This is a genomic window from Actinomycetospora chiangmaiensis DSM 45062 (assembly GCF_000379625.1).
GTDB lineage: Bacteria > Actinomycetota > Actinomycetes > Mycobacteriales > Pseudonocardiaceae > Actinomycetospora > Actinomycetospora chiangmaiensis.
On the sequence record NZ_KB903244.1, the window covers coordinates 409,570 to 433,348 of the forward strand.

Below are 23,779 nucleotides of genomic sequence, written 5' to 3' on the forward strand. Positions count from 1 at the left end.
GAGTCCGTCATGGACACGTACCGCGCCGTCGTCGTCGGCTGCGGCGGCCTCGGTTCCGCCGCCCTCTACCGCCTCGCCTCCGAGCTCGGATCCGGTGTCCTCGGGCTGGAGCAGTTCGAGGTCGGCCACGTCCGGGGTGCCTCCCAGGACCACTCCCGGATCATCCGGCTGGCCCAGCACCAGCCGCAGTACGCCGCGCTCGCCTCGGCCGCCTACAAGGCGTGGGACGAGGTCGAGGGCGAGTCGCTGCAGCAGCTCGTCACCCGCACCGGCGGCCTCGTCGTCGAGGACCGCGTCGCGCGGCGGGGCGCCGCGACGGGCAGCCGCAACATCGAGGGCTACACCGCGATGTTCGACCGCTTCGGCTACGCCTACGAGGTCCTCGACGCCGACGAGCTCGTCGCCCGCTGGCCCCAGTTCCGCGTCACCGGCGGCGAGCAGGCGCTCTACCAGCCCGAGTCCGGGATCGTCGACGCCGCCCGGGCCAACGCCGTGCATCTGTCCCTCGCCCGCGCTCACGGCGCGGAGATCCGGTCGAACACGCCGGTGCGCTCGATCCGGCCGGACGGCGACGGCGTCGTCGTCGTGACCGACTCCGCGACGGTCCGCGCCGACCGCGTGGTCGTGGCCGCGGACGCCTGGACCAACCAGGTGCTCGCGGACACGGGACGGCAGCTCCCGCTGACCGTGCTGCGCGAGCAGGTCACCTACTACTCCACCCCGCACCTCGCGGAGTTCGCGCCGTCGCGGTTCCCGGTGTTCATGTGGCACGGGGCGCACAACTTCTACGGGTTCCCCGTCTACGGCGAGGTCGCGACGAAGCTCGGCCAGCACATGGGCGGCGAGGAGACCACGGCCGACGGTCGCAGCTTCGTCCCCGACGACGCCCGGCGGGCGCGGTACGCCGCGTTCCTCGACGCGCACGTGCCGCGGTTCCTCGGGCCCGAGCTCTATTCGAAGACCTGCCTCTACACGGTGCCGCCGGACCAGGACTTCGTCCTCGACCGGCTCCCGGAGCAGCCGCAGATCGTGGTCGCGATCGGCGCCGGGCACGCCTACAAGTTCGCCGCGCTCATCGGGTCGCTGCTCGCCGACCTCGCCCTCGACCGCACCCCCGCCCACCCGATCGACGCCTTCGCGCTCGACCGGCCGGCGCTGACCGACCCGACCTTCCCGCGCAGCTTCCACGTCTAGGCAGGAGACCGGCGATGACCCTCGACCCGTACCTCGCGCTCCCCGCCCGTCCCGTCGCCCCGGAGCGGTTCACCGACGAGGAGACCTACCGGCAGACCCGGCTCCCGGTGGACCTGGCCTCGACCCTGATCCCGGACGCCTACTGCTCCCCGGAGTTCTTCGCGCTGGAGCGGGAGCGGGTCTTCGCGTCCGGCTGGGTGGCGGTCGGCCTCGTCGGGGACGTCGACGCCCCGGGCCGGTGCGTCGTCGTGGAGGTCGCCGGCCGCTCGATCCTCGTCACCCGCAACCGGCACGGCGAACTGCGGGGCTTCCACAACGTGTGCCGCCACCGCGCGACGAAGCTGCTCGACGACGACGCCCGCGAGGTCGGCCGCCACCACCGCATCCGGTGCCCGTACCACTCCTGGACCTACGACACCGACGGCGCGTGCCTGGGCACGCCGTTGTTCGAGGGCTCCGACGTGCCCACGGGCGAGGAGCCCGTCTTCGACCGGATGGCCCGCGGCTTCGACCGGGCCGACCACGGCCTGCTGCCGGTGTCGGTCGACAGCTGGGGTCTCTTCCTCTTCGTCTCCCTCGCCGCCGAGCCCGAGCCGCTGACGACGGCGCTGGGCGACCTGCCGCAGCGCTTCGCGGACCACCACCTCGACGGGTGGACGGCGCAGCGCCGGCTCACCTACGAGGTCGCGGCGAACTGGAAGCTCGTCGGCGAGAACTTCATGGAGTACTACCACCTGCCCTGGGTCCACCCCGAGCTGAACCAGGTCTCCAGGTTCTCCGACCACTACCGGTGGCAGGGCCCCGGGCGCTACACGGGCATGTGCACCACTCCCGTCTCGCGCAACACCGAGGCCGGCGGCTGGGACGGGCTGCGACCCCTCAGCTCGCTCGGCCCGCAGGACGCCGACGCCGGCCGGTTCGTCTGGCTGTTCCCGTCCACCGCGCTCGTCGTCCTCCCCAACCACGCCTTCGTGCTGTTCAACCGCCCCGTCGCCGCGAACCGGACCGTGGAGACCGCCGTCCTGCTCACCCACCCCGAGTCCGCGGACGACCCCGACGCCGAGGCCGGTGTGGAGGCGCTCGCGAAGTTCTGGGACCTGGTCAACCGGCAGGATCTCGAGATCGTCGAACGCGTCCAGGAGGGACTGGAGAACCCCGCCTACCGCGGCGGCCGGATGTGCTTCCGCTTCGAGGAGCCGCTGCACCGGTTCCAGAACATGGTCATCGACAGGATGGTCGGCATCGACCGGGTCCCCGCGGGCGACGGGCTCGACGACGGCGACACCATGACGCGGATGTTCCCGGACCCGTGACCGCCCGCGCCGTCGTTCCCGGGAACCACGAGGCCCTCGACGGGCGCACCCTGCCCGTCGAGGACCCGTCCACAGGGACCGTGATCGCCCACGTCGCCCGGGGTGGCGCCGCCGAGGTCGACCGGGCGGTCGCCGCCACCCGCGCCGCGACCCGCACGATGCGCGACTCCCTCCCGCTCGAACGAGGCCGCGCGCTGCGTCGGCTCGCCGTCGAGGTCGACGCCGCCGCCGAGGACCTCGCGCGCCTGGAGTCGCTCGACACCGGCAAGCCGCTCTCCCTCGCCCGCCGCGAGGTCGCCGGGTGCGTGGGCTACCTCGACTACTACGCCGGGGCGGCGGGCACGCTGCAGGGAGACACCATCCCACTGGGGCCGGGCACGCTGGCCTGGACCGTGCCCGAGCCGGTCGGGGTCAGCGCGCACATCGTGCCGTGGAACGCGCCGCTGTCGATGCTCTGCCGCAGCGTCGCGCCCGCCCTCGCCGCCGGGAACACCGCCGTCGTCAAGCCGGCCGAGCTGACGCCCCTCACGGCGCTGCGGTTCGCGGACCTCGTGGCCGCGGCCGGGTTCCCCGCCGGCGCCTACGAGGTCGTCACCGGCCTGGGCGCGGAGGCCGGGGCCGCCCTGGCCGCGCACGGCGGGATCGGGTCCCTGACGTTCACGGGCTCGGTCGACACCGGACGTGCGGTGCTGCGCGCCGCAGCCGAGCACGTCACGCCCGTCGTCACCGAGCTCGGCGGCAAGAGCCCGCAGATCGTGTTCGCGGACGCCGACCTCGACGAGGTCGCCCGCCAGGTGGTCCTCGGGTTCACCGCGAACTCGGGCCAGTACTGCGACGCGGGGTCCCGGGTGCTGGTCGACCGGGCCGTCGCCGCCGACCTGGTGGAGCGCATCCGGGTCCGGGCCGGCGCCCTGACGCTCGGGGCGGGCGCCGACGACCCCGACCTCGGGCCGATGGTGTCCGCGCAGCACCGGCGGCGGGTCACCGACTACGTCGACCTCGGCCGCGCCGAGGGCGCCGACGCCCCGACCCCACCGCAGGCGCTCCCGACCGTCGGGCACTTCGTGGCACCGACGGTGTTCACAGCCGTCACGCCGACGATGCGGATCGCCCGCGAGGAGATCTTCGGCCCGGTTCTCGCGGTGCTGGAGTTCGGCACCGAGGCCGAGGCGCTCGATCTCGCCGACGCGACCGACTACGGCCTCGGGGTCGGCATCCACACCGCCGACGTCGACCGGGCGCTGCGCGTGGCCGACCGGGTCGACGCCGGCTACGTCATGGTCAACGACTACTTCGCCGGGGGCCCTGCGGTCCCGTTCGGCGGCACCAAGCTCTCCGGCACCGGGCGCGAACGCGGTCTGGTCGCACTCGAGAGCTACCTGACCCGCAAGACCGTCGTCGTCCGGAGGGCCCCGTGCACCTGATCGTCCGGAACCTTCGCGACGAGGCCGACGGCGTCCTCCCGCTCCGGAGCTCTCGATGAGGATCGACCGCATCCACGTCCACCGCGCGCTGCTCCCCGTGGTCGGCGAGCCCTACCGGACGTCGCAGACCACGGTGCACGAGCTCGACAGCACGTTGGTCGAGGTCGTCACGGACGACGGCCGCCGCGGCTGGGGCGAGACCTGCCCGCTCGGGCCGGTGTACCAGCCCCACCACGCCCTCGGCGCCCGCGCCGGGCTCGCGCAGATCGCCCCCGGCCTCGTCGGGACGGAGATCGACACACCCCGCGCGCTCGCCCGTCGGATGGACGGGCTGCTCGCGGGCCACGGCTACGTCAAGGCCGCGCTCGACACCGCGGTGCTCGACCTCCTGGGCCAGCAGCTCGGCGTCCCGGTCTCGACACTGCTCGGCGGCGCGTTGGTCGACCACGTACCGGCCTACCAGTCGGTGATCGTCGGGGACCCGGAGGACAGCGCCCGGAGCGCGGCCGCAGCTGTCGCTGCGGGCTACCCGCGGGTGCAGGTGAAGATCAGTGGACGGGATCTGGCGCGGGACGTCGAGACCGCGCACCGCGTGTGGGAAGCGGTCGGGTACCCACACCTGGGACGACGCGTGGGGCGGCGCGGTGATCGCCGCCGCCTGCCTCCACCTCGCCGCCACCGTCGAGCCGCACCTGCTCGAGGGCGTCTGGATCGCGCAGGAGCACATCGACGGCCACGACGACCCGCACCGACCCGTCGTCGTGCAGGAGGGACACCTCGCGGTGCCGCAGGGGCCGGGCCTCGGAGTGGCGCCCGACCCGGCGTCGTTCATCCCGGTCGCGACCTACGGCGGGTGAGCCCGCGCCGTCAACGTCGGGCCTGCGGCCGTCAACGTCGCGTCAACGTCGTCCTCGGCGGGAACCCACTGCGCTCCCCTGTTCCGATGACGGAGCGCGGACGCAGCTGGGTACGGGCCGCCGCGGTGGTGGTGCCGTTCGTGGTCGCCTGGCTCGCGGGGCTGCTGGCCGACGTGCTGGCCAACACCGACGCCGCCCTCGTACTCGTCCTCGTCGTGGTCGCGGCGGCCGCCCTCGGGGACCGGCTCGCCGGTGTCCTCGCCGCGCTGGCCTCGGCCGCGGCGTTCGACTTCTTCCTCACCGTCCCGGTCCACAGCTTCGCGATCCTCGACCGCGAGGACGTCGAGACCGCCGTGCTGCTCCTCGCGATCGGCCTCGCGGTCAGCGAGATCGCGTCGTGGGGCCGGCGGCAGCAGGCGGCCTCCGGGCAACGGGCCGACTACCTCGACGGCGTCGCCCGCGCCGCCCGCCTGGCCGCCGAGGGCCGGCCGGGCCGCGAGGTGGGCGAGACGATCGCCGCCATGATCACCGAGGTCCTCGACCTCGACGCCTGCCGGTTCGACGCCTTCGCCGTGCCCGGCGCCGAGCCGGACCGCCCGGTGCTGCATCGCGACGGATCGATCTCCCGCCGCGGGCACGTCCTCGACGTCCGTCACGACGGCCTGCCGGGGATGGACGTCATCGAACTCGCCGCCGGGCACGACGGCGGGTGCTTCCTCCTGACCGCGAGCACCGAGGTCCGGCGCCCGACGGTCGAGCAGCTGCTCGTCGCGGTCACGCTCGCCGAACAGCTCCCCACCACGCGGCGGACGGCCTTCTGATCGCCGTGCGGCGCCGCGGATGCCGCCGCGTCGGCCCTACGGTGGCCCGGTGAGCATCAGGGTCGAGCCGGACGACCTCGCGGAGACCGTGACGGGCTTCCCCGTCGCCCACCTCCTCACCGTGGGCGGCCGACCGCGCCCGCACGTCGGGTCGGTCCGGGCCACGGTGACCGGCGGGACGGTCCGCGTCGACGGGGTCGGCCGGACCGCCCTCGGTGACGTCGCCCGGGACGCAGCCGTGACGCTGCTCTGGACCCCCGCGGAGCCCGGCGAGTACTCGCTGATCGTCGACGGCAGCGCCGCCGTGTCCGGCGACGGCCTCGTCGTGACGCCGCACCGGGCCGTGCTGCACCGGCCCGCCGCGGCTCCCGGACGGTCCGCCGCGGGCTGCGCGGCGGACTGCCGGGACTTGCCCGTCGACGGGTGACCCACCCGGAGCGCCCCGCTAGGGCCGGGCGCCGATCGTCGTCGTCCCGAACGCGATGTTGTTGCGGTAGGCGGGATCCGGAGTGCGAGACCCGGCACTGGCGACGACGAGGCGCGGTCCGGTGGCCGACCGGTCGGCGGTCAGGGTGACCGGGTACGTGACGGCCTGCCCTGGGGTGAGGCGCGCGGCGAGGAACACCGCGGCCCGCCCGTCACGGCTCACCGTCGCACCGGGCGCGGCGGTGATCCGCAACCCCGGCGGGACGGCGAGCACCGTGCCCACCGCGTTCGCGGTGAACGGACCGGCGTTGCGGGTCGTGACGACGGCGGAGACCTGTCCATCGCGCGGCGTGCTGCCCGGCAGCGCGAGCGTGGTGACGACGTCGGCGCGCACCGGGCCGGCCGGGGCGCTCACCGTGATGGTCACCGTGGCCGGCGCGGAGGGGGCGATCCCGTCGGTCGCGGTGTAGGTGAACCGGTCGGTGCCGGTGAAGCCGAGCGCAGGGGTGTAGGTGTACGAGCCGTCCGGCGCCAGCACGACGGTGCCGTGGGCCGGCGCCGAGCCGAGCAGCGCCGTCAGCCGGTCCGCATCGGCGTCGGAGTCGTTGCCGAGTACACCCGGCGCGGGAACGACGAGCGGGGTGTCGATCGAGGTCCGGGCGGTGTCGGGCTGCGCCACCGGCGCGGCGTTCGTGACGTCGAGGGTGACGGTCGCCGGCACCGCGCTCAGACCCTGTGGCCGGCCGTCGCGGGCGTAGTAGCTGAACTGGTCGGGGCCCACGTAGCCGGGCGTCGGGGTGTAGACGAAGGACCCGTCGGGGGCGAGCACGACCGTGCCGTGGGCCGCCTGGCCGGGCTGGGCCGCAGTGAGCGGATCACCGTCGGGGTCGGTGTCGTTGGCCAGCACCCCGGGCGCGGGCACCGTGAGGACGCGGTTCGCGTGGACGGTGAAGGTGTCCGGTGCGGCGGTGGGCAGGCGGTCGGCGACGGACAGCGTCGCGAAGTCGCGCATCCCGTCCTTGGTGGCGGTGACCGTGTGCGGGCCGGGCTTCGCCGGGTTGCAGGAGCCGACGGTGCACGCGCCGTCCGGCGTGATGGTCAGCGTCGCCGCCGCCGTGACGTCGGCGTCGCCGGGCTGCTGGGTGACGGTGTAGGACTGCGCGACGCCGACGGCTCCCGTGGAGCTCACCGGGTTGAGGGTGATCCCCGTGGCCGCGGGCGGACCGACGGTGATGCGCACCGTCGTCGGGCCGCTGGTGCCGTTGGTGCGGCCGTCCGAGGCGACGTAGGTGAACGTGTCCTGCCCGACGAAGTCCGCGTTCGGCGTGTAGGTGAAGGACCCGTCGACGTTCAGGGCCAGCGTGCCGTTCGCCGAGGCGCCCGCGACCTTGGCCGTGAGCGGGTCGCCGTCGGCGTCGGTGTCGTTCGCGAGGACGCCCGGGGCGGGCACGGAGAGAGTCGCGCCGGAGTCGACGGAGTAGCTCTCGCCCTGCGTGACTGGGAGCTGGTCCGGGACGCGGAAGGTCGCGGTGGCCGTCGCCGAGCCATCGGTCGCCGTCACCGTGTGCTGCCCCGGCTTGACGGGAGTGCACGAGCCGACGGTGCAGGCGCCGTCCGGCGAGATCCGCAACGTGCTCGACGCGGTCACGTCGCCGAGGTCGGTGCCGTCGGCGGACCGGCCGGTGACCGTGAACGCGGTCGCCCGGCCGGACTGGCCGGTGGCCGGGTTCGGCGAGATCGTGATGGTCGCGGGCGTGGCGGCCACCGCGGCGCCGGAGCCCGTACCCGTCGTCGTCCCGGCACCGCTCCCGGCGCTGCCGGAGCCCGCGGTCGCGCCGGAGCCCGAACCGGCACCCGTCGTCGTACCCGAGCCCGAACCGGCACCCGTCGTCGTCCCTGAGCCGGACCCCGAGCCGGACCCGCCCGGGTCGGCCATCGGGGCGGCGGCGACCGTCGGCACGGCCGCGACGGCGCTCGGCGCGACACCGAGCAGGACCGTCGCGGCGAGGACGGCGCACGCGCCCGTCCGGGCCACGGAGAACCACGATGACCGTCGTGACACCAGCGACTCCACTCCTGCACGCCCCGGGGCGGGGCGGTTCGTCGGCGTCCGGATCGGAGCGCCCGGCAGGAGTCGTGGTGATCGAACTCTGCGTTAACCCGGAGATTGCAATCTACCGTAGATACCACTCGATCGGCCTAGAACCTCCGCCTTCACGGCGTCGTCCGGCGCGCCGAACCGCACCTGCGGTGGAGCGATCTAGTGCTCCCGCACCACGTACCGGGGCTGGACGACCCATGAGCCGTCGTCGGCCTGCGGCCGGAGCAGCAGGACGGCGCGGCCCGCGAGGAGCACCGGCCGCACCCAGTCCCCGAGTTCGAGCACGTCCCCGGGGGCGGGTTCGGCACCGTGCGGGTCGCACGCCGCGTCGATCGGGACACGGTCCCGCAGCTCCGCGTAGGTCGCGCTCGTCGGCAGCTCCCGCGTGCCCGGCATCCACAGGAAGAAGCCGTCCGCGCCGCTCAGGTGCAGCCCGACCGCGGCGAGCGCTCCGAGCACCCCGTCCTCGGTGCCGCCGTGCCCCGACAGGTGCACCCCGACGTCGCGGGCGACGTCGTGGGCGAGCGGCACCGGCAACACCTCGGCCTTCGCCCGACGGCCGAGCTCGCCGAGGTAGGTCCGGTCGTCGGCCGACAACCGACCGGGGGCCGCCACCGCGAGTCCGGGATCCGAGCCCGGCGCGCTGCGCTCCTCGAGGAAGGCCCCGACGACGTCCGCGAGCCGCTCGGGCCCGACGTCCGGCGCCGCGCACCACGCGAGGCACGCGCTGCTGTTGTGCGAGGTGTAGGGGATGCGCGGGTGCTTGAGCAGCTGGTGGCGCGTCGCCCCCGCGCACGAGCCGAAGCCGCGTGCGGCCAGCTCGGCGAGCAGCTGCTGGGCGAGCCACCCGGTGCCGCGACTGGTCGGGTTGTCGGTGTCGTCGATCCCGATCAGCAGGTCGACGGGGGCGTCCGCCCAGCGCGGCACGCTCACGGCGTCACCTCGACCCGGGTGACGTCGCGGACCCAGCGGGCGGGGTCGAGCGCCGTCCCGGCCAGCTTGTAGGTGCCGCGCCGGGTGGTGGCCAGGAGGAGATCGGGCGTGACCTCCGCGGCGGAGAGCGTCACCGACTCGCTCGGCCCGAGCACCCGGATCGAGGTGTACCCCGCACCCTGCCCGGCGACGGTGAGGACGTCGGCCAGCGCGGGTCCGCGTTGCGTGGTGTCGCCGGCGGACGCGGGCGTCGCGACCTCCCGCTGCGGCAGGGCGCCGAGGCGCTCCGGCGCGAGGCTCGCGAGCACCGTGGTCCCGCGCTGCACCGTCACCGCGTACGACCCCGCAGCGGCGGCCCCCGAACCGGTCCCCGGCCCCGACCCCTGCCCCGTCCCCGGGCGGTTGCCAGACGAGCACCCGGCGAGCAGGGCGACGAGGAGCATCCCGACCAGCAGGACACCCGACCGACTCCGCACCTACGGCTCCTTCCGTCGTCCGGTGCCGCGATTCCTCGGCGACCGGAGTTCACGTCACGCAGGCGAGGAACGTAGCGTGAGCCGGGTCGTCCGGGGACGAAAGGGAGCACCGTGATCCACACCCCCGCCGCCGTCGTCCGCCTGCCGACGCTGCGCATGCCGGCGGTGGCCGTCGTCGCCACGGCCGGGATCGTCGCCCAGGCCGACCTGCGACTCGCCCTGCACGCCCCCGGCTGGCGGGGTGTCCTCTGGCTCGGACTACTGGTCGGGGTCGCCCACGTCGCGCCCCGCCCCGGCACGACGACGGCGGTCGCGCTCCTCGCGTCCGCGTCGGCCCTGCTCCTCGGGCTCGTCCCCCAGGGCCCGCTCGGCGTCGTCCCCTACCTCGCGGCCGCGGCGGCGCTCGAGGGGATCGCCGTCCTCGCGGTCGTCCGACGCCACCCCGTCCTGCTGGCGGTCGCCGCCGCCCCGATCCACCTCGTCGCCCTCGTCGTCCCCCTCGGACGGAGCCTCGCGGTCGGCGTCACCCCGGCCGTCGCACTGGCCGGGATAGGCGGCGTCGTGCTCCTCCACCTCGTCTTCGGGCTCGTCGCGGGGCTGCTCGCCCTGACGTCGACCCGACCCGTCCGACGTCAGGACACTCGGACCACCCGCAGTTCGACCAGGTCGGAGACGTAGCGCCCACCCTTGACGTCGCCGGGCACCACGAGACGCGGCCGGGTCAGCGGCTTCGCGTCCTCGATGAGGGACACGAGCAGACCGCGGTTGCCGAAGTCGGCCGACACCTCGCCGTAGGACACGGTCGCCGCGTACCCGTCGGCGCCGACGGCCAGGACGGCGAAGCGGAGCTGGTCGTTCTTCGTGGCGGGATCGGTCGCGAGGGTCTGGGCCGGCAGCAGGGCGTCGAGGGGGACGCCGCGCTCCTGGTGGTTCTCGGTCCCCCGGGCGCTCTGGAAGGACACCGCGACGTCGCGCTGCGGCGCCGCGGCCAGGTCCTGCACCGTGAGGACACGGCCCGGGTCCCGCACGGCGCCGGTGACCCGGACCGCGCCCGCCGGGACGTCGGTCGCCGCGCTCGTGGGCGCGGGCGTGGGGGCGGCCGGAGCGGCCGTGCCCCCGCAGGCGGACAGTAGGACGAGCAGCGCCAGGGCGCCGACGGCCCGGGCCGGGCGGGAGGACGACGGGAGCGGGACGATCACCCGACCATCCTGCTCCGCAACTACGTCATCCTGGAAGCCCGAGCTCCGCAACGACGGATTGCAGCGGCTATCCGACGCCGCATCTCCGGTCCTGGCCGACCGATCACGGGTTGAGGCTCCGGACCCGGAACCCGCAGAGTCAGCATAGTTCCGCATCGACGGGCCTATCTCTTGTCAAAGCCCGCATCTGCGGCGACAGTGGGGATGACCGACCTCACCTACGGCAGGAGCTCCTGACGTGACCGCCATCGCCGACGCTCGCACCGAGCTCGACCGCACGCGCTTCTTCATCGACGGGGAGTGGGTCGAGCCTCGGGGCAGCGAGACCCACCGCGCTCTCGAGGCAGCCACCGGCGAGGTGCTCGGGGAAGCCGCGCTCGGGACCGACGCCGACATCGACGCGGCGGTCCGCGCGGCCCGCCGGGCCCTCGACGACGGCCCCTGGGGCCGGACGACGGTGGCGGAGCGGGTGGACTTCATGCTCCGCTTCGCCGACGCCCTCGAGGCCCGCGCCGAGTCGACGAGCCGCCTGGTCAGCCAGGAGAACGGCATGCCGATCGCGCTGTCGTCGGCGTTCAACGGCGGCGCCCCGGCCGGCCTGCTGCGCATGTTCGCCCAGGTGATCCAGGGCGTCGAGCTGGAGTCCGTACGCCCCAGCACCGGCGTGCACGGGGCGACGGTCGTGCGCCGCGAGCCGGTCGGCGTGGTCGCCGCGATCACGCCGTGGAACTACCCGCAGGCGCTCGCGATGTTCAAGCTCGCCCCTGCTCTGGCCGCCGGCTGCACCGTGGTGCTCAAGCCCTCGCCGGAGACGGCGCTCGACACATACGTCTTCGCCGACGCCGCGCAGGAGATCGGTCTGCCGCCGGGGGTGCTCAACATCGTGCTCGCCGGCCGGGAGGCGGGCGCCTCGCTGGTGACCCACCCCGGCGTCGACAAGGTCGCGTTCACCGGCTCCACCCGGGCCGGCCGCGAGATCGGCGCCGAGTGCGGGCGCCTCATCCGCCGCTGCACCCTCGAACTGGGCGGCAAGTCCGCGTCGATCTTCCTCGCCGACGCCGACGTGAACACCTTCCTCGCCGCCATGCCCACGTCGTCGTTCATGAACAACGCCCAGACCTGCACCACGGCGTCGCGCATCCTCGTCGCCCGGGAGCGCTACGACGAGCTCGTCGAGGCCGTGGCGCAGTTCTCCCGCGACCAGGTCGTCGGCAACCCGCTCGACCCGGCCACGACCCTCGGGCCGATGGCCTCGCAGACGCACCTCGAGCGCGTCATGGGCTACATCGACGTGGGCCGCAACTCCTCGGCCCGCCTCGTCACCGGCGGCGGTCGTGGCGACTTCGACCGCGGCTGGTTCGTCGAGCCCACGGTGTTCGCCGACGTGAACAACAACGATCAGCTCGCCCGCGAGGAGGTCTTCGGCCCGGTCTTCGCCATGATCCCGTTCGACTCCGACGAGGAGGCGGTGCGGATCGCGAACGACTCGAACTACGGGCTCGGCGGCTCGGTCTACTCGACCGACGAGGAGCGCGCCATGGGTGTCGCGCGCCGCGTGCGTACCGGCACCATCGGGGTGAACCGGTACGACATCGACCTCGGGGCTCCCTTCGGCGGGATGAAGGACTCCGGGATCGGCCGCGAGCTCGGCCCCGAGGGCATCAACAACTACCTCGAGTACAAGTCGATCTACGCGCCGGCGAGCTACCTGCGGTGACCGACCGTTCCCGACGACGGGTCCGCGTCGCGGACCCGTCGTCGGATGTCGGCGAGATCACCCGATCAGACCCCGGTCCCGTCGGCGCGGAGCCACCTCCGGACCCGCCCCGCGCCTGCGGCCGAGCGTGACGAACAGGTCCGCAGACAGGCGTCGGTGCTGGTCAGCGGGTTGTGGCACACCTCGGTCGGGCGCCACTAGATTCGCGTCCGCCCTCCACGACCCGGGGGCGGAGAGGAACCCGTCGTGACCGCCCCGACCAGCAGTGACCTGGCGTCGCTGCTCCGGACCCGCTCGTACGACGACGCCGCGCTCGCCGCGGCCAGCGTCGACGCCCCCGACCACGCCGTGCTTCCCGACGCGACCGTGGTGAAGGTCGGCGGCCAGAGCCTCATGGACCGGGGCGCTGCCGCGGTGCTGCCCGTCGTCGAGGAGCTCCTGGCGGCCCGCGGGCAGCACCAGCTGCTCATCGGCACCGGCGGCGGCACCCGCGCCCGTCACGCCTACTCCCTCGCCGCCGAGCTCGGCCTGCCGACCGGCGTGCTCAGCGACGTCGGCTCCGCGGTCGCCGGTCAGAACGCGACGATGCTGGGCTACCTGCTCGCCCGCCACGGCATCCCCGTGGTCGCCCCGAACGCCTTCGCCTCCCTGCCCCTGCAGGTCGCCGAGGTCGGCGCCGCGATCTTCGCCGGCATGCCGCCGTACGGGATGTGGCAGCGCGTGCCGGGCGAGGGCGTCATCCCGCCCTACCGCACCGACGCCGGCTGCTTCCTCGTCGCCGAGACCTACGGCTGTCGGCAGATGATCTACATCAAGGACGAGGACGGCCTCTTCACGGCCAACCCGAAGAACGACCCCTCGGCGGAGTTCATCCCCGAGATCACCGTCGACGAGCTGCTCGCCCGCGACCTGCCCGACCTCGTGCTGGAGCGCGGCATGCTCGAGCTGCTGCGCGACGCCCGCCGCGTGCGGTCCGTCCAGGTGGTCAACGGGCTGGTGCCCGGCCGGATCACCGCCGCCCTCGCCGGCGAGCACGTCGGCACCATCATCTCGGCGTAGAGGAGACCACCATGAGCGACACCAAGGACGTCCCCTCCGCGCTGATGCGCCAGACCCTGCTCGACCGTGAGCGCGTGCGCGAGGCCACCGACGTCGAGCACGGCCCGATCCGGCTGCTGCCCTGGCTCGACGTGGTCGTGCTCGGCGGGTCGACGATCATCGACGGCGGCCGCGAGACCCTGCTCCCCGTCGTCGACGAGCTCCGCTCCCTGCTCCGTTCCCACCGGATGCTCATTCTGACGGGGGCCGGCGTCCGCGCCCGCCACGTGCTCGGCGTCGGGCTCGACCTCGGCCTGCCCACCGGCGCGCTGGCCGGGCTCGCCGCGACCGAGGCCGAGCAGAACGGCCACCTCGTCGCCGCCCTGCTCGCGAGCGAGGGCGTCTCCTACCTGCCGCACGGCGCCGTCGCGGGCCAGCTCTCGGTCCACCTCGCCGCCGCGCCCGCCGTCGTCTCCAACGGCTACCCGCCCTACGGCGTGCACGAGTTCACGTCGCGGCAGACCAAGCTGCCGCGCCACCGCTCCGATGCCGGTGCGCTGCTGCTCGCCGACGCCCTCGGCGCCCGCTCGGTCACCTACGTCCGCGACGCGGACGCCCTCGCACGGTTCGCCGGCGCCGAGCGGGTGTCGGCGAAGGAGCTGGCGACCACCGACGCCGACCTGCCGCTCGACCGCATCGTCGGCGAGCTGCTGGAGCGCGCCAAGCACGTGCGCGAGGTTCGCGTCGTCGACGGCACCACGCGCGGCCAGATCAGCAGCGCGGTGGCCGGCGAGCCGGCGGGCGTCACCGTCCACGCCTGATCCCGGTCCCGACGACGGGTGGCTCATCCGTCGTCGGGGTCGCGGCGGAGTGCGGCGAAGTGCGTCAGCCATGACGCAGACCGCCGCACTCGCGGGGCCGGACCTCGTCGATCAGCGGTCGGAGGACGACGGCCAGCACATCCGCACGGTCGTCCCGTCGCCGCCGGTCTCGATCGTGCTGCGCTGCGCGAGGCGACCGATGAGGTCGATGCCGCGCCCGCGGAAGCCGGGATCGCCGCGCGGCTGCCACTCCCCGTCGTCGGCCACGAGCACGGACACGCCGCCACCGCAGGCACGGGGACCGGCGACGAGCTCGACGGAGCAGTCCCACCCCGGGCAGGCGTGCTCCACGGCGTTCGTCACCGCCTCGTCCACGACGAGCAGGATCGACTCTGCGGTCTCCTCGTCGACGTGACCGCCGTCGAGCCACGCCCGGACCTCCCGACGCAGCACCCGGACCGTCTCCGGCTCCGCGTCCAGCCGCTGCCGCACGCCGGCCCCCTCCGGCTCGGGCCAGCACACGCACGCCGGACCCTCGGTGCGCGGGACGTCGTCCGCGGCGCTCACCTGCTCCTGCCGGGCCGTGTGTCGGTGTCCGTCATGCGTAGCGGCTACCCGTTCCTGCGGGATCCGACCGCCCCGGCACCGCGACCCGTGCCACCATCTCCGCGATGAGCGAGCCCGACTGGGTCCACCACGCCATCTGGTGGCACGTCTACCCCCTGGGCGCCGTGGGCGCGTACCCCGCCGACACGCCGCCCGGTCCCGACGAGCACCGGCTGCGCCGCCTGGTCGGATGGCTCGACCACGTCCAGCGCCTGGGCACCAACGGCGTCCTGCTCGGGCCGGTCTTCGCGTCGTCGAGCCACGGCTACGACACCACCGACCACCTCCGCGTCGACCCCCGCCTCGGCGACACGGGGGACCTCGACGCCCTCATCGCGGCAGCTCACGACCGTGGTCTGCGGATCCTGCTCGACGGCGTGTTCAACCACCTCGGGCCCGAGCACCCCCGCGTGCTCGCCGCGCGGGCCGATCCCGCCGGCCCGGACGCGCGCTGGTTCCGCCACGACGCCGACGGCGGGCTCGCGACCTTCGAGGGGCACCCCGGCCTGCTCGCCCTGGACCACACCCGGCCCGAGGTCCGCGACCACGTGGTCGAGGTGCTGTGCCACTGGCTCGACCACGGCATCGACGGCTGGCGGCTCGACGCCGCCTACGCCGTGCCGGCCGACTTCTGGGCCGAGGTCCTCCCCCGCGTGCGGGAGCGCCACCCCGACGCCTGGTTCCTCGGCGAGGTCCTCCACGGCGACCACGCCGAGATCGCCCTCGCGACGACCATCGACTCGCTCACCCAGTACGAGCTGTGGAAGGCCATCTGGTCGAGCCTGAACGACCGCAACCCGCACGAGCTCGCCCACGCCCTGCGCCGCCACGAGCACTTCCTCTCCGCCGAGGTCCCGGCCACCTTCGTCGGCAACCACGACGTGACCCGCCTCGCCAGCCGCCTCGACGACCGCCGCACGCTGCCCCTCGCGCTGGCCGTGCTGTTCACGGTCGCCGGGACCCCGTCGATCTACGCGGGCGACGAGTTCGGCCTCGCCGGGGTCAAGGAGGAGCGTCACGGCGGCGACGACGCGGTCCGCCCCGAGCTCACGGACGACCCGCCGCCCGGGGCCGACCTCGACGTCCTGCACCGGCACCAGGAGCTGATCGGCCTGCGTCGCCGCCACGACTGGCTGCACCGCGCCCACCTCGAGGTGGTGCACGTCGACCACGAGCGACTCGTCTACCGCAGCCACCTGGACGGGCACGCCCTGCTGGTCACGCTCGACTACGGCGACGACCACCGGGCGCCGAACTGGTGGTTCGAGGGCTGACGGGCTCCGCCCCGGCCACGCAGCGGACGGCGCGGCTCCGCCCTCTTGCTGGCCAGCAGCGCCGCGTCGAGGCGGCGGTGGGTCAGGCGCGGGTCGTCCACGTCGACGACGACGCGGTGGAACGGGCGGCCGCTCAGGTAGACGACGACCAGGTCGGAGCCGTGGTGCACCGCCCAGTACTGCCGGCGCTCCCCGATCCCCCAGCAGCCGGTCCGCAGCCGCCGCGGCCACCACAACGCCGGGGCCGCGAGGCGGGGGCTCGAGGCGAGGGCGTCCCGGCGGGCCATCACCCGGACGCCCAGGACCCGCGCGAACGGCACGACCAGTTCCCGACGGCCCCCGCCGACGACGTCGATCCCGGAGAGGCGGACCGTGAACCCCACCGACCCGACGTCGAGCCGCACCGCCATCAGCCACCTCGCGGGGGTCGGGAACAGACCGTTCGGTCCCCTGTCGGGCCCGCGGGCGACGGAGTTACCGCGATCGGCGCGCCGCGCCCGAAGTTGCGCCGGTCGGCCGCGGGCGGTCGCTCACTCGGACGTCGCGGCGCCGCCGGGACCGCGATCGTCGGTCCCCGGAGCGACCTGAGCGACCTCGCACCCCCGGGAACGATCCGGCCCCGTCGTCGGGAGATCCTGCCTCACCGACGGGCGAGCTCGCGGGCGAGGGCGACGAACGTCGTCGCGGCCGGTCCGAGGTCGTCGTCGGCGCGGAGCACCAGGTAGAGACAGCGTTCGATCGGGTCGCCGTCGAGGCGCACGGCGCGGACGTCGTCGCGCCCGTGCCGCTCCAGCGCCCACGCGCTGACGACGCCGACGCCCTCGCCGGCGGCCACCGCCTCGATCAGGCCCTCGTTCGAGTCGCGGATCGTCCACTCCTGGTCGGAGACCAGCGGGGTGCCACGATCGGCGAGGGCGTCGGCGAAGGAGCGCCGCGTGCCCGAGCCCTCCTCGCGCTCGACGAGCGGGGTGGTGGCGAGCTGGGCGACGGTCACCGACGCGGCCCCGTCCAGCGGGTGCCCGGCGGGGACCGCCAGCACGATCTCGTCGGCCCCGACGACCTCGGCGACGAGGTCCCCGCCGTCGGGCTCGACGCCGGCGAAGCCGACCTCGGCCTCGCCGTCGCGCAGCGCGGCGAACACCCCGGCGGAGTCGGTCGGGGTGGTCGCGACGGTGAACTCGGGCTGCTCGGCGCGGAAGCGCTCCACCAGGTCGGGCACCAGGAACTCGCCCGGGATGCTGCTGGCCGCCACGGCCACGGCCTCGGCGGCGGCGTACGGGTCCTGCGGGGCCGTCATGGGTCCTCCTCCTGCGGGGTGATCACCGCAGGCATACCCACCGACGGCACTCGTCACGGGACGGGACCCGAGCCGGCAGGTATTCGTCCGGTATGGCACCTCCTGGGGCGCGTGGCACCGGCGTCCTGCTCCGTCGGACCGTGGTGACGATCGTGGGCGTCGCGCTCGTCGCCGTCGGCGTGGTCCTGCTCGTGCTCCCCGGGCCCGGCCTGCTGCTGGTGCTCGCCGGCCTGGTCGTGCTGGCCAACGAGTACCCCTGGGCGCAGCGCCACGTCGCCCCGGTCCGCCACCGGGCGATCAGCGCCGCGCAGTTCAGCGTCGCCTCGAACCTCCGCATCGCCTGGACCGCCGCCGTGGGCCTGGCGCTGATCGTCGGCGGGATCGTGTGGATCGCGGTGCCGACGCTGCCCTTCGGCGGGGTCGGCACCGGCTCGAGCCTGATCCTGTCGGGGTCGTCCTGCTGGGGCTGCTGGCCTACAGCGTCCACCGCTGGGGCGGTGGCCGTGCCGCGGCTGCGCCGGCCCCGTCCCGACGACGGGTGGTGTGAGTCCCGCCGTCGGTCCGGATCAGTGCAGCTGCGAGGTCCAGTCGCGCGGGACGCGCTCGGCCGGGCCCGGCACGGTCTGCTCGACGGGGTGGTGCCGGGGACCGGCGAGGTCCGGCCCCTCCCCGACCGTCCCGGTCCGGTCGTCGTAGAACCAGTATTCGCCCGGCTCGTAGCTGGTCAGGATCGGGTGACCCGCCTCCCGGGCGTGGCGCGTGGCGTGCTGCGCCGGCGAGGAGTCGCAGCACCCGACGTGCCCGCACGCGGCGCAGCGGCGCAGGTGGAACCACCACCCGCCGGCGCGGTCGCACTCCAGGCAGCCGGCACCCGAGGGCGGTGCGGCGGGGTCGATCTCGGCAGGGGTTCCGTCCACGGCGGTCATCCTGCGCGCTCCGGGGCGGGGCGCGCATCGGTCGACCGGCCGTTCGTCCCGGTCCCGGCGGCCCTGCCGCACCCGTCCCTGCTGCTCAGGACGGCTGTACACGACCGGATCGGGCGCTACTGTCGGCGCATGGTGGACGGACCCTGGCCGGACGAGCTCGACATCGGCCGTCCGAACGGCGCCCGGGTCTACGACTACCTGCTCGGCGGGGCCCACAACTTCCAGGTCGACCGTGACCACGCGCAGCGCCTCCTCGCCGCCAACCCCGACCAGCAGGTCGGCGCGCGGGCGAACCGTGCCTACCTCCGCCGGGTGGTCGACTGGTGCGTCGGACGCGGGATCTCCCAGTTCCTCGACCTGGGGTCCGGGGTGCCGACCGTCGGCAACGTCCACGAGATCGCGCACGCCCACGACCCGGCGGTGCGGATCGCCTACGTCGACCAGGACCCGATCGCGGTCGCGCACAGCGCCGCGGTGATCGACGGGCTCGACACGGTCACCGTGACCCGGGCCGACCTGACGCGCCCCGCCGCGGTGCTCGGGGCACCCGGCGTCGCGGGGCTGCTCCGCTTCGAGGAACCCGTGGCCCTGCTCGCGGTCGCGTGCCTGCACTTCGTCGTCGGCGACGCCGAGCGCTTCATGGCCATCTACCGCGAGCGGCTCGCGCCCGGCAGCGTGCTCGCCATCAGCCACGGCAGCGACGACGTCGAGGACGCCGACCACGCCGCCCGGATGCGCGCCGTCGTCGACAGCTTCCGCGACACGGCCTCCCCGGTGACGCTGCGCTCGCGCGCGGAGCTCCGGACGCTCGTCGGCGACTTCGCCGTCGTCGAGCCCGGCATCGTCGACATCACCGACTGGCCGCGCGCGGGCCTCGCACCCCGACCCGCCGCCACCTGGGCGGCGGTCGCGGTCAAGGGTTAGCGGCCCGCGACGAGATCGGCGACGGCCTTCGGGATCGTCGTCTCGAAGTCGTGCAGGACGACGTGGTCGGGAATGATCGTCAGCACCGCCGTCCGCAGGTAGAGCGCCCGCACCCCGGCCTCCCACTGCGGCATCGCCTCGGCCGGCGTGATCTTGCGCGCGGCCGCGACGAACTCCTCGCGCACGCCGTCGACGACCTCGATCTCCGCGCGGCCGCGGATCAGCAGCGAGCGCGGCGGCATGCCGGGACGGTCGACGGCCACGGCGACCCGCGGGTGGGCGGTGATGGCCGCGACCTTGGCCGAGCGGGGAACCGTGGTGATCACGACCGAGGTGCCGTTCCACCAGAAGGCCGTCGGGACCACCCGCGGGTCGCCGTCGAGGCCGACGTAGGACAGGCGGGCGGGGATGTCGGAGAACAGCAGCTCCTGCGCGATCGGCTGCGCGAGGGTCTCGGCGACGGTGCGGGCGTCCACGGGTGCTCCTTCGATCGAGGTGTGACACCCCGGGGACGGAGCCGGGTCCCGGTTCTCGACAACGCCGTGATCACGCATGACCGGCACCGCTCGCAGCGCGTGAGCCCCCGTCGCTGAAACGTGTCTGCTGCCGCTCGTGTGCAAGAGTAGGGCGATGACCGTCGCTCTGGGGAGGCCGACCGTGCGGCCCGCCACCGTCGAGGATCTGCCCGCGATCGAGCGCCACATGCGCGCCATGCTGGTCGAGCTCGGCGGCCACGACCCGCGGTTCCACGCCGACGTCGACGACCTCGCCGGCGCCTACCTCGACCAGGACGACCGGGTGCTGCTCGTGTCCTATGCCGAGGACGGCACGGTCGCCGGGACGGCCTCGGTGCGACCGGGCGGGCCGCAGCCCGAGTACGTCCCGCACTGGCTGGCGGCGCGCTACGCGTCGGCCTCGGTCGGTCAGGTCTGCCGGGTGTGGGTGGCGCCCTCGGCTCGACGCGGCGGGGTCGGGCGGACGCTGGCCCGGGCCGCCGTTAACTGGGCGGTGGCCCGGTTCGACATCGTCTGCCTGCACACCAACGCCTCCGTGCCGGGCGCGCTCGCCTTCTGGCGGTCGTTCCCCGGGCTCGTCGAGGTGTTCGACGCCCGGCCCGACCCGTGGTCGACGGTGCACTTCGAGGTGGCTCCGCCAGGTGAGCAGTATTCCGTGCTCCAGCACGGATCACTGCTCACGAGCGCGCAGCGCACCTCTTCGCCAGCGGCTCCCAGCGCGGGAGGTGCACGACCTCGATCCCGACCGCCTCGAGCTGCTCCGACCCGCTCGGCGCGGTGACGAAGTCGGGCGGCTCGCGCCACGCGTGGACCACCCGTGGGATGCCGGCGCGGGCGATGAGCGCGGCGCACGGGTCGGGGCGCGACCCTCGTTCCCCGCACGGTTCGAGCGAGCTGTAGAGCGTCGCCCGACGCAGCCGCGGGTCGTGGCCCAGCGCGCGCAGCACGCCCTCCTCGGCGTGGTCGAGCGGGTGGTCGCGCCGGGACCACCCGGTGCCGAGCACCGTGCCGTCCTCGGCGACCACCACGCACCCGACGCTGAACGCGGTCGCCGACGGCGGGCAGTGCTCGGCGAGGAGGCACGCCTCGGCGAGGTGCCGGTCGTCGGCCTCCCCGAAGCGGTACCGCGACAGGACGTCGCCGCCGATCGGGCCGGTCTCGACGAGATGCGGCGGACGGCCGCCACCGGTGAACCGGGGGCCGTCCCCGACCAGCTGCGGCGCCAGCACCAGCTGCAGCTCGTCGACCAGACCCGCCGTCAGGAACTCGCGCAGGACCGTCGCGCCGCCCTCGACCATCAGCCGGACCACCCCGCGGCACCCCAGGGCGTCGAGAACCTCCTCGGGGGTGCCGGCGAGGGTGATCGTGTCGGCTTCACCACTCAGCACCCGCGCACCCTCGGCGATCCGGCCCGTCGTCAGGACCACCCGCAGCGGGCTCGCCGGCAGCCCCCGGGCGACGCGGGCGGCCCGGCGCTCGGGGGCGCGGACCAGCAGGCGCGGGTCGTCGGAGCGGACGGTGCCCGCGCCGACGAGGATCGCGTCGACCGCGGCCCGCTCCTCGTCGACCCGGTCGAGGTCGGCCGGGCCGGAGAGGATGCGGCGCTGCGGGGACGCGTCGTCGAGGAAGCCGTCGAGCGAGACGGCGCAGCTGGCGAGGACGTGCGGCCTCACGGCAGCGTCAGGATCTCGCTGCCCGTGTCGGTGACCAGGATCGTGTGCTCGAACTGGGCGGTGCGCGACTTGTCCTTCGTCGTCACCGTCCACCCGTCGTCCCAGATGTCGTAGTCGATCGAGCCGAGCGTGATCATCGGTTCGATCGTGAAGGTCATGCCGGGCTCGAGCATCTCGTGCCGCGACGGGTCGTCGTAGTGGACCACCACGAGCCCGCTGTGGAAGGTCCGCCCGATGCCGTGCCCGGTGAAGTCACGGACCACGCCGTAGCCGAACCGGTTGGCGTACGCCTCGATGACCCGCCCGACGACGTTCAGCTCCCGGCCCGGCTTCACGGCCTTGATCGCGCGCATCGTCGCCTCGTGGGTGCGCTCGACGAGGAGGCGGTCCTCCTCGGCGACGTCGCCCGCGAGGAACGTGGCGTTGGTGTCGCCGTGCACGCCGTCGATGAAGGCGGTGACGTCGATGTTGACGATGTCGCCGTCCTCGATCACCGTCGAGTCCGGGATGCCGTGGCAGATGACCTCGTTCAGCGAGGTGCAGCACGACTTCGGGAAGTTCCGGTACCCGAGCGTCGACGGGTAGGCGCCGTGCTCGACGAGGAACTCGTGGACCACCCGGTCGACCTCGTCGGTGGTGACCCCCGGCTTCACGGCCTCGCCGCCGGCCTGCAGCGACTGCGCCGCGATCCGGCTCGCGTGGCGCATCTTCTCGATGACCTCGGGGTCCTGCACCCACGGATCGGTCGAGCGCGCGGGCGCGGGCTTCCCGACGTACTCGGGCCGCGGGATGGACGACGGCACCGGGCGCAGAGGCGTCTGCTGCCCGGGGCGCAGAGGGGCACGCACCGGCATGCCCTCCACCCTAGGCTTCCTGGTGCCGGCGCCTTCCCCGCACCGCCGTGACAGCGCGCACCACCCCGCGCCAGCCGAGGACCAGTACCGCCAGCGAGATCGTCGCGACGATGATGAAGCTCAGCGGCGGGGTGTCCACGAAGGCCCAGCGGAGCAGCATCCCGACGACGACGGCGCCCAGCCAGACGCTCACGCCGCTGCGCCACGAGAGCGGGTCGCGCCACGAGCGGCTCACGAGGGCGCCGACGAGCGCGCCGAGCACGAACGGCGCCGCGACCTCCGCGATGCCCACGATCGCGAGGTCCTCCTCGTGCGAGCGCCGCCCGATCGCGGCGAACACGAGGACGGCCAGGACGTCGATCAGGGCGAGGGCACGGGTGCGCACGGGATCGAGGGTAGGCCGGGCTCCTGTCCCTCGTGGCAGCGAAGCGTCGTTGCTGTCGTCCAGTGGCAGGAACGCCACATCGTCGCGGCGATCGTCAGAACAGCACGGTGGCGAAGCTCGCGACCTGCTCGAACCCGACGCGCGCGTAGGCGGCCCGTGCCGGGGTGTTGAACGCGTTCACGTAGAGCGACGCGATCCGGCCGGCGCGGACGAGGTGGTCCACCACGGCCGCGGTGCCGGCCTGCCCGAGGCCACGGCCCCGCCAGTCGGGGTGCACCCACACGCCCTGGATCTGGCCGACGCGGGTCGAGAGGGCGCCGACCTCGGCCTTGAACACGACCTCGCCCTGCTCGAAGCGCACGAACGCGCGCCCGGAGGCGATCAGCTCGGACACCCGGGCCCGGTAGCCGGCCCCGCCGTCGCCGACCCGCGGGTCGACCCCGACCTCCTCCAGGAACATGGCGATCGCCGCCGGGAGGTAGCGCTCCATGTCGTCGGGGCGGGCCTGGCGGACCTCGCGGTCGGGGATGATCGACGGGTTGGAGTCGGTGGCCATCAGTGGCTGGTCGGGCCGCACCTCGCGGGCCTCGCCCCAGTGCTCGGAGAGTTCCTCCCACAGCGGCAGGACGAGCTCGCGGCGCCCGACCAGCGACGAACAGGTCCGTCGGCCCCGCCGCGCGCGGTCGGCGAAGGCCCGGACCGCGGCCCGCTCCCCGCGCAGCGGCACGAGGTTCGCGCCGGAGAAGCACAGTCCGTCGAGCCGGCCGCCGACGCCCCAGAGTTCGCCGCCGAGGCGCCAGGGTTCGACACCGACGGTCTCGACCCGCGACGCGACCATGCAGGTCGCGACCGGGTCAGCGTCGAGCACACCGCGCACCCTCGACCGGTCACGGTCATCGAGGAGCCGCGCACCGGCAGTACGGAGCACCCAGCAAGAGTGCCACACCGCGGGCGCCATGAACCGTGCACGGTGCGTACACCTCGCGCGGGTTGCTTCATCGCATC

26 protein-coding genes and 2 pseudogenes are annotated in these 23,779 nt (G+C 74.4%); 15 read left to right on the plus strand and 13 right to left on the minus strand.

From position 1 onward, the window contains the following. The first annotated feature begins 9 nt into the window (after positions 1-9). From solA to A3CO_RS0123850, 7 genes and pseudogenes are all read left to right on the plus strand, one after another. Entirely contained in the window at positions 10-1,194 is a 1,185-nt protein-coding gene (solA, locus tag A3CO_RS0123820; RefSeq protein WP_018334768.1) for an N-methyl-L-tryptophan oxidase, read from the plus strand. Between the two features lie 14 nt (positions 1,195-1,208). Beyond that, entirely contained in the window at positions 1,209-2,507 is a 1,299-nt protein-coding gene (locus tag A3CO_RS0123825; protein WP_018334769.1) for an aromatic ring-hydroxylating oxygenase subunit alpha, read from the plus strand. Beyond that, positions 2,504-3,931 (plus strand): aldehyde dehydrogenase family protein, encoded by a 1,428-nt coding sequence (locus tag A3CO_RS0123830; RefSeq protein WP_018334770.1) that lies wholly within the window; start codon positions 2,504-2,506, stop codon positions 3,929-3,931. Before A3CO_RS0123825 ends, A3CO_RS0123830 begins: the two co-directional genes overlap by 4 nt. 55 nt (positions 3,932-3,986) lie before the next feature. Next, positions 3,987-4,349 (plus strand): annotated as a pseudogene (locus tag A3CO_RS40485) (mandelate racemase); the annotation flags it as partial. A 133-nt stretch (positions 4,350-4,482) separates the two neighbouring features. Continuing rightward, complete coding sequence (locus tag A3CO_RS39825) at positions 4,483-4,788, plus strand: enolase C-terminal domain-like protein (RefSeq protein WP_245561584.1); 306 nt, start codon at positions 4,483-4,485, stop codon at positions 4,786-4,788. Positions 4,789-4,874: 86 nt separating this feature from the next. Continuing rightward, positions 4,875-5,609, plus strand: coding sequence for a DUF4118 domain-containing protein (locus A3CO_RS0123845; protein ID WP_018334773.1), 735 nt, complete (start codon positions 4,875-4,877; stop codon positions 5,607-5,609). A gap of 49 nt (positions 5,610-5,658) precedes the next feature. Then, on the plus strand, positions 5,659-6,036 hold the full coding sequence (locus A3CO_RS0123850) for a hypothetical protein (RefSeq protein ID WP_026204940.1): 378 nt from the start codon (positions 5,659-5,661) through the stop codon (positions 6,034-6,036). Positions 6,037-6,054: 18 nt separating this feature from the next. Here the strand turns inward: A3CO_RS0123850 and A3CO_RS36265 are convergent, their stop codons facing one another. The 3 genes from A3CO_RS36265 to A3CO_RS0123865 form a co-directional block, all read right to left on the minus strand. Further along, positions 6,055-8,070, minus strand: a complete 2,016-nt coding sequence (locus A3CO_RS36265) for a cadherin-like domain-containing protein (protein ID WP_018334775.1) — start codon at positions 8,068-8,070, stop codon at positions 6,055-6,057. 225 nt (positions 8,071-8,295) lie between these two features. After that, positions 8,296-9,069, minus strand: coding sequence for a hypothetical protein (locus A3CO_RS0123860; RefSeq protein WP_018334776.1), 774 nt, complete (start codon positions 9,067-9,069; stop codon positions 8,296-8,298). Beyond that, complete coding sequence (locus A3CO_RS0123865; protein WP_018334777.1) at positions 9,066-9,545, minus strand: hypothetical protein; 480 nt, start codon at positions 9,543-9,545, stop codon at positions 9,066-9,068. The genes A3CO_RS0123860 and A3CO_RS0123865 overlap by 4 nt, the downstream gene beginning before the upstream one ends. Before the next feature lie 111 nt (positions 9,546-9,656). Here A3CO_RS0123865 and A3CO_RS36270 point away from each other — a divergent pair, with 111 nt between their 5' ends. Next, positions 9,657-10,223, plus strand: coding sequence for a hypothetical protein (locus tag A3CO_RS36270; protein ID WP_018334778.1), 567 nt, complete (start codon positions 9,657-9,659; stop codon positions 10,221-10,223). Here the strand turns inward: A3CO_RS36270 and A3CO_RS34060 are convergent. Beyond that, positions 10,178-10,744: a hypothetical protein gene (locus A3CO_RS34060; RefSeq protein WP_018334779.1), complete on the minus strand. Its 567-nt coding sequence runs from the start codon at positions 10,742-10,744 to the stop codon at positions 10,178-10,180. The two genes, A3CO_RS36270 and A3CO_RS34060, sit on opposite strands and share 46 nt — an antisense overlap. A gap of 238 nt (positions 10,745-10,982) precedes the next feature. On the opposite strand from A3CO_RS34060, the gene A3CO_RS0123880 reads away from it, so the two are divergent. The 3 genes from A3CO_RS0123880 to A3CO_RS0123890 all read left to right on the plus strand — a co-directional run bounded on the left by A3CO_RS0123880 (position 10,983) and on the right by A3CO_RS0123890 (position 14,320). Then, the gene (locus A3CO_RS0123880) at positions 10,983-12,461 is read left to right on the plus strand and encodes an aldehyde dehydrogenase (RefSeq protein ID WP_018334780.1); all 1,479 of its coding nucleotides are present in this window, start codon (positions 10,983-10,985) and stop codon (positions 12,459-12,461) included. A gap of 246 nt (positions 12,462-12,707) precedes the next feature. Continuing rightward, on the plus strand, positions 12,708-13,520 hold the full coding sequence (locus A3CO_RS0123885) for an amino acid kinase family protein (RefSeq protein WP_018334781.1): 813 nt from the start codon (positions 12,708-12,710) through the stop codon (positions 13,518-13,520). Between the two features lie 11 nt (positions 13,521-13,531). Then, positions 13,532-14,320, plus strand: a complete 789-nt coding sequence (locus A3CO_RS0123890; protein WP_018334782.1) for an amino acid kinase family protein — start codon at positions 13,532-13,534, stop codon at positions 14,318-14,320. A 111-nt stretch (positions 14,321-14,431) separates the two neighbouring features. Here the strand turns inward: A3CO_RS0123890 and A3CO_RS36275 are convergent, their stop codons facing one another. Continuing rightward, positions 14,432-14,887: an ATP-binding protein gene (locus A3CO_RS36275; protein ID WP_018334783.1), complete on the minus strand. Its 456-nt coding sequence runs from the start codon at positions 14,885-14,887 to the stop codon at positions 14,432-14,434. Positions 14,888-14,991: 104 nt separating this feature from the next. Here A3CO_RS36275 and A3CO_RS34070 point away from each other — a divergent pair, with 104 nt between their 5' ends. Further along, positions 14,992-16,200 (plus strand): alpha-amylase family glycosyl hydrolase, encoded by a 1,209-nt coding sequence (locus A3CO_RS34070; RefSeq protein WP_018334784.1) that lies wholly within the window; start codon positions 14,992-14,994, stop codon positions 16,198-16,200. Here the strand turns inward: A3CO_RS34070 and A3CO_RS0123905 are convergent. Together A3CO_RS0123905 and A3CO_RS34075 are read right to left on the minus strand one after the other, a co-directional pair. Continuing rightward, the gene (locus tag A3CO_RS0123905; RefSeq protein ID WP_018334785.1) at positions 16,155-16,610 is read right to left on the minus strand and encodes a hypothetical protein; all 456 of its coding nucleotides are present in this window, start codon (positions 16,608-16,610) and stop codon (positions 16,155-16,157) included. The two genes, A3CO_RS34070 and A3CO_RS0123905, sit on opposite strands and share 46 nt — an antisense overlap. 230 nt (positions 16,611-16,840) lie before the next feature. After that, positions 16,841-17,497, minus strand: coding sequence for a LysR substrate-binding domain-containing protein (locus tag A3CO_RS34075; protein ID WP_018334786.1), 657 nt, complete (start codon positions 17,495-17,497; stop codon positions 16,841-16,843). Positions 17,498-17,589: 92 nt separating this feature from the next. Between A3CO_RS34075 and A3CO_RS40490 the strand changes: the two are divergent. Next, a pseudogene (locus A3CO_RS40490) lies at positions 17,590-17,778 on the plus strand (PGPGW domain-containing protein); the annotation flags it as partial. Positions 17,779-18,063: 285 nt separating this feature from the next. Here A3CO_RS40490 and A3CO_RS39830 read toward each other — a convergent pair. Then, positions 18,064-18,423, minus strand: coding sequence for a UBP-type zinc finger domain-containing protein (locus A3CO_RS39830; RefSeq protein ID WP_018334788.1), 360 nt, complete (start codon positions 18,421-18,423; stop codon positions 18,064-18,066). A gap of 129 nt (positions 18,424-18,552) precedes the next feature. Here A3CO_RS39830 and A3CO_RS39835 point away from each other — a divergent pair, with 129 nt between their 5' ends. Beyond that, positions 18,553-19,347 carry an SAM-dependent methyltransferase gene (locus tag A3CO_RS39835; protein ID WP_018334789.1) on the plus strand — a complete coding sequence of 265 codons (795 nt, stop codon included), beginning with the start codon at positions 18,553-18,555 and terminating at the stop codon, positions 19,345-19,347. Here the strand turns inward: A3CO_RS39835 and A3CO_RS0123930 are convergent. Continuing rightward, positions 19,344-19,823, minus strand: coding sequence for a pyridoxamine 5'-phosphate oxidase family protein (locus A3CO_RS0123930; protein ID WP_018334790.1), 480 nt, complete (start codon positions 19,821-19,823; stop codon positions 19,344-19,346). The genes A3CO_RS39835 and A3CO_RS0123930 overlap by 4 nt on opposite strands. A 154-nt stretch (positions 19,824-19,977) precedes the next feature. Here A3CO_RS0123930 and A3CO_RS34085 point away from each other — a divergent pair, with 154 nt between their 5' ends. Further along, complete coding sequence (locus tag A3CO_RS34085; RefSeq protein WP_018334791.1) at positions 19,978-20,643, plus strand: GNAT family N-acetyltransferase; 666 nt, start codon at positions 19,978-19,980, stop codon at positions 20,641-20,643. Here the strand turns inward: A3CO_RS34085 and A3CO_RS0123940 are convergent. The 4 genes from A3CO_RS0123940 to A3CO_RS0123955 form a co-directional block, all read right to left on the minus strand. Next, complete coding sequence (locus A3CO_RS0123940; protein ID WP_018334792.1) at positions 20,540-21,535, minus strand: dihydrofolate reductase family protein; 996 nt, start codon at positions 21,533-21,535, stop codon at positions 20,540-20,542. The two genes, A3CO_RS34085 and A3CO_RS0123940, sit on opposite strands and share 104 nt — an antisense overlap. After that, complete coding sequence (gene map, locus A3CO_RS0123945; RefSeq protein WP_026204943.1) at positions 21,532-22,389, minus strand: type I methionyl aminopeptidase; 858 nt, start codon at positions 22,387-22,389, stop codon at positions 21,532-21,534. Before map ends, A3CO_RS0123940 begins: the two co-directional genes overlap by 4 nt. Positions 22,390-22,399: 10 nt before the next feature. Further along, positions 22,400-22,774 (minus strand): DUF3054 domain-containing protein, encoded by a 375-nt coding sequence (locus A3CO_RS0123950; RefSeq protein WP_018334794.1) that lies wholly within the window; start codon positions 22,772-22,774, stop codon positions 22,400-22,402. A gap of 94 nt (positions 22,775-22,868) precedes the next feature. Then, positions 22,869-23,702 carry a GNAT family N-acetyltransferase gene (locus A3CO_RS0123955; RefSeq protein WP_026204944.1) on the minus strand — a complete coding sequence of 278 codons (834 nt, stop codon included), beginning with the start codon at positions 23,700-23,702 and terminating at the stop codon, positions 22,869-22,871. Positions 23,703-23,779: the final 77 nt, after the last annotated feature.